The sequence below is a fragment of the Dysosmobacter segnis genome (genome assembly GCF_014297285.1).
In the GTDB taxonomy this organism is placed as follows: Bacteria; Bacillota; Clostridia; order Oscillospirales; family Oscillospiraceae; genus Oscillibacter; species Oscillibacter segnis.
In genome coordinates this window covers 1-850 of record NZ_JACOQI010000105.1, presented here as the reverse complement: position 1 = coordinate 850, position 850 = coordinate 1, and the positions used below count along the sequence as shown (strand labels likewise).

Genomic DNA, 850 nt, shown 5'->3' with positions numbered 1-850 from the left:
TCACTCATCATTGCGGACCTTGTCCGCTTTGGCCGCTGCAAAGCCAGCAACGTGCCTCAGGACAAAATCCTGGCTCTGCGAGAGCTGTGCCGCAGCCGCGCCTATCTGGTAGACATGGCCGCTGATCTGAAGCGGAAGCTGATTGCCTTATTGGACAGAATATTTCCGGAGTACGAATCCCTCTTTGATTCTGTTTTCAGCAAGGCTTCTATTGCCGTACTAAGCAAATACTCTACACCCCAAAAAGTGAAAAATGCAAATCTCAGGAAACTGACGGATCTCCTTATGGAAAGCAGCAACGGACATTTTGGCGAGTGGAAGGCCCATCAACTGAAAGAGGCCGCCTGCAGCAGCTTTGGGATCGATGACAGCGGCGGCGTGTATTCCACGTTGCTTGGGATGTTCCTTGAGCAGATCCTGTCTTTAACTGCACAGGCAGATTCTCTGGAAAAACAGATATCCATATTCTTCCAAGAGTTTAATAACCCTTTAACCTCTATACCGGGAGTTGGGACTGTTCTCGCCGCAACAATTTTAAGCGAGATCGGTGACATTACTCGCTTTTCTTCTGCCGATAAACTGTTGGCTTACGCAGGACTTGATCCATCCGTGAAGCAGTCCGGCGAATTTAAGAGCAACCAGAATCGTATGTCCAAGCGGGGATCTCCTTATTTACGTCGTGCCATTTGGTTGGCGTCCACGGTAGCAGTGCATCGTGATCCGATGTTTCAAACCTATTACGAAAAGAAAATATCCGAAGGTCTGCATTACATGAATGTGATTGGTCATGTCAGCAGAAAGATGACCGCTGTGATCTTCGCTGTCCTCCGGGATGGACAACCGTACCAAC

1 protein-coding gene is annotated in these 850 nt (G+C 48.8%); it reads left to right on the top strand.

The features are described 5' to 3' along the window. On the top strand, window positions 1-850 hold an 850-nt coding region (locus H8Z83_RS19255; protein WP_187016500.1), incomplete at both ends, for an IS110 family RNA-guided transposase.